The sequence below is a fragment of the Ruegeria sp. BHSB172 genome, assembly GCF_059613165.1.
On sequence record NZ_JBXWRZ010000081.1, the window covers coordinates 1 to 3,558 of the forward strand.

The window sequence follows — 3,558 nt, forward strand, 5'->3', positions numbered from 1 at the left end:
AGGCCCTTGCCCATCTATGGCGACGGGTCGAATGTCAGGGACTGGCTTTTTGTGGAAGACCACGCCGAAGCCCTGCTGCTGGTCGTGGAAAAAGGCCGGGTCGGGCGCAGCTACAACATCGGTGGCGACAGCGAATGCACCAATCTCGAGCTGGTGCGGATGTTATGCGGCATATTGGACCGGCTGCGCCCGGCGTCGCGCCCTTATGCCGAGCTGATGACCTTCGTCGCCGACCGGCCGGGACATGACGCACGCTATGCCATCGATGCGACCCGAATCCGCACCGAGTTGGGCTGGCAACCGTCGGTGACGCTGGCTGAGGGGCTGGAGCGTACCGTCCGCTGGTATCTGGAAAACGAAGCCTGGTGGACGGCGCTGCAAGACCGCAACGGCGTCGGGCAGCGGTTGGGGGTGCGCGCATGACCGTGCTGGTCTTTGGCAGAACCGGGCAGGTGGCGCGTGAACTCGCCCGTCACACCGGCGTGACCTGCCTCGATCGCATGACGGCCGATCTGGAATACCCCGACCAATGCGCCGCGGCGATCCGCGCGGCCGCACCTCGGGCTGTCATCAACGCCGCGGCCTACACCGCAGTCGATCGGGCCGAGGAAGACGAGGCACGCGCCACGGTGATCAACGCAAGCACGCCCGCCGCCATGGCGCGGGAATGTGCGGAGTTGGGTATCCCCTTCGTTTCGATCTCGACGGACTATGTGTTTGACGGATCGGGCATGTCGCCGCGCAAGCCCAGCGATCCGACCGGCCCGTTGGGGGCCTATGGCCGGTCAAAGCTGGCGGGTGAACGGGGCATCGCGCGGGCAGGGGGGGCGTACGGCATTCTGCGCACCTCCTGGGTGGTCTCGGCTCATGGCGACAACTTCGTAAAGACGATGCTGCGCCTGGGGGCCGACCGAAGCCGGCTGAATATCGTTTCCGACCAGATCGGCGGGCCGACCCCGGCCCGTGACATCGCACGCGCCTGTCTCGAGATGGCGCGGCAGCTGGCCGACGATCCGGGAAAGGCCGGCATCTATCACTTTGCGGGCGCGCCCGATATCAGCTGGGCCGGGTTCGCACGGGCGATTTTCCACACCGCGGGTCTAACCTGTGACGTCGTTGACATCCCCACGTCCGAATATCCAACACCGGCGCGGCGGCCGTTGAATTCGCGGCTGGATTGTTCCTCACTCGAGGCGTGTTTTTCCATTCCCCGCCCGGACTGGCGGGCGGGTCTGAAAGATATTCTGAACGATTTGGAAATGGTATGACGAGCGGGCGAAAAGGCATCATTCTTGCAGGCGGATCGGGCACGCGGCTTTATCCGATCACGATGGCCGTGTCCAAGCAGCTGTTGCCGCTGTATGACAAGCCCATGATCTATTACCCGCTGACGGTTCTGATGTTGGCGGGTATCCGCGATATCTGCGTCATCACCACCCCGCAGGACCAGGACCAATTCATACGCACCTTGGGCGACGGCAGCCAGTGGGGCGTATCCCTGACCTATGTCGTGCAGCCGAGCCCCGACGGTCTGGCGCAGGCGTTCATTCTGGCCGAAGATTTCCTGGACGGCGCACCCTCGGCCCTGGTTCTGGGAGACAACATCTTTTTCGGACATGGTCTGCCCAGACTGCTGGCGGCCGCGGACCGTCAGGCCGAGGGCGGGACGGTTTTTGGGTACCACGTGGCCGATCCGTCGCGATACGGCGTGGTTGCCTTCGACTCGGACGGGCAGGCGCGCGAAATCATCGAAAAACCCGCCGACCCGCCTTCGAACTATGCGGTGACCGGGCTGTATTTTCTGGATGGTACCGCCCCCGAACGGGCGCGTCGGGTCCGGCCCTCGGCACGCGGAGAGTTCGAGATCACCGACCTGTTGCAGATGTATCTGGCCGAGGGACGGCTGCGGGTCGAGACGATGGGGCGGGGCTATGCTTGGCTGGACACGGGCACCCATGCCAGCCTGCTGGATGCGGGCAATTTCGTCCGCACGCTGGAAGAACGCCAAGGCCTGCAGACCGGCTGCCCCGAAGAGATCGCTTGGCAACTGGGGTGGATCAACGAAGAACAGCTGCGCCGGCGCGCCGAGATGTTCGCCAAGAATGACTATGGGGCCTATCTGGACAGGTTGTTGAAATGAAAATGTTTTTGGTGCGGTCTCTGGGTTGGCTGGTGCGTGGGTTCCACCTGCGGTGGACGCGGCAATATCCGTTCCGTTTGTTGTATTGTTGAAAAGGTTGAGTGTTGGCCGATGAAATCTGGTGAATTTGAGTACCTGTTGATCTGCAACACCTCTGACGGGTTGGTGGCGCAGCTCAACGGGGTGGTCGTGCAATTGCAGTTCGCCCGCCGGATGGGCCTGAAGCCGATCATCCATCTGCACGAACGCAGCTATATGTTCGGGGGCCCCAACCCCTATTTCGATGCCGAGACCGGCCCCAACGTATGGGATTACTACTACGAACCCGTTGGCGCGTCGGGCTCTGACCTGCAGGCGCTGGTGCGCTCCGGCAAGGTCTGCACCCTGTCAACGGCCTCCGAACTCATGCGGCTGTACCGATGGGAGCCAAGAAGCTGGTTCATGAACCCCTATGGCTATTTCCGTAGCGTGGAAAACCGTGCCGACGGTACATATCCGGCCGCCTGGTGGCACGAGGAACGCCAGAAGATGCGAACCTTGCTGGACGACGGGACCGTGCGGTTCCGGTCTTCGTTGCTGAGCCAGGCCGAGCGCTTTGCCCGCGCCAAGTTCCCGGAACATACGCTTGGGCTGCAGTTGCGCGGCTCGGACAAGTTCGATTTCGGAGTCGGACCGAATCTGTCGCGCAAGGTCGTGCCCGAGGAGTATTTTCCGGTGATCGATCGCTACCTTGCGGACCATCCCGATTGCGGGGGTATCTTCGTCGCCACGGATCAGCGGCAGTGGCTGAAGGTTCTCGAGGAAGCCTATCCGGGCAAGATCATCTCGTATTCCGAGAAATCCCTGAGCGACTCCGATGCCAACCGGTTCCATGACGCCGAAGAGAAGGCCGCGCGTGGCGCCGAGGTGCTGATGGATCTGCTGCTGTTGTCCCGCTGCGACTACATCGTCAAATGCCACGCGGCTGTGGGCGAAATGGCGGTGACCCTCAACCCCGACGTCGACTTCGTCGACCTGAACTATGCCCACCAGCCGATGGTGGCCCGTCCCAAGCCCCTGCGCGCGGTGGCCGTGCCTTGCATCCGGGCGCTGAGCACGCTTTGGCGGGTGTTGTCTGAAAACGGAATGGCGCTCAAGCGGGTGGTCTCGGTCCGGGACGAGGTCGTCATGGTGGGCCGGACGCCGCGGCCGCTGAACACCAAGCGCGAAGAAGGCCAAAAGGCCCCGCGGCCGCCGGTGTTTTCGCGACGCTTCGTCTCGGACGGGTTCGACTGGGCGCTGCGGACACTTGCGGCGCAGTGCTATGCCTATGCCGAGCGCCCGTCCTCGCGCTAGGGGGTGTGGCGCCTAGCTTTTTCCCAGCACCAGGTCGCTGGCTTTTTCGCCGATCATAATGGCCGGGGCGTTGGTGTTTCCGC

At 63.2% G+C, this 3,558-nt stretch carries 4 protein-coding genes; all 4 read left to right on the forward strand.

What is annotated here, in order from left to right:
- A partial coding sequence (locus AC2FM3_RS17740; RefSeq protein ID WP_496684541.1) for a GDP-mannose 4,6-dehydratase occupies positions 1-423 on the forward strand: 423 nt, incomplete at its 5' end.
- Positions 420-1,268: a dTDP-4-dehydrorhamnose reductase gene (gene rfbD, locus AC2FM3_RS17745; RefSeq protein ID WP_496684544.1), complete on the forward strand. Its 849-nt coding sequence runs from the start codon at positions 420-422 to the stop codon at positions 1,266-1,268. The genes AC2FM3_RS17740 and rfbD, both read left to right, overlap by 4 nt.
- The gene (gene rfbA, locus AC2FM3_RS17750) at positions 1,265-2,140 is read left to right on the forward strand and encodes a glucose-1-phosphate thymidylyltransferase RfbA (RefSeq protein WP_496684547.1); all 876 of its coding nucleotides are present in this window, start codon (positions 1,265-1,267) and stop codon (positions 2,138-2,140) included. Before rfbD ends, rfbA begins: the two co-directional genes overlap by 4 nt.
- A 111-nt stretch (positions 2,141-2,251) precedes the next feature.
- Positions 2,252-3,475 carry an O-fucosyltransferase family protein gene (locus AC2FM3_RS17755; protein ID WP_496684549.1) on the forward strand — a complete coding sequence of 408 codons (1,224 nt, stop codon included), beginning with the start codon at positions 2,252-2,254 and terminating at the stop codon, positions 3,473-3,475.
- Positions 3,476-3,558 lie beyond the last annotated feature (83 nt).

Coding starts and splice junctions, on each gene's coding strand:
- rfbA (WP_496684547.1), top strand. CDS start 1,265: ATGACGAGCGGGCGAAAAGGCATCATTCTTGCAGGCGGATCGGGCACG.
- rfbD (WP_496684544.1), top strand. CDS start 420: ATGACCGTGCTGGTCTTTGGCAGAACCGGGCAGGTGGCGCGTGAACTC.
- AC2FM3_RS17755 (WP_496684549.1), top strand. CDS start 2,252: ATGAAATCTGGTGAATTTGAGTACCTGTTGATCTGCAACACCTCTGAC.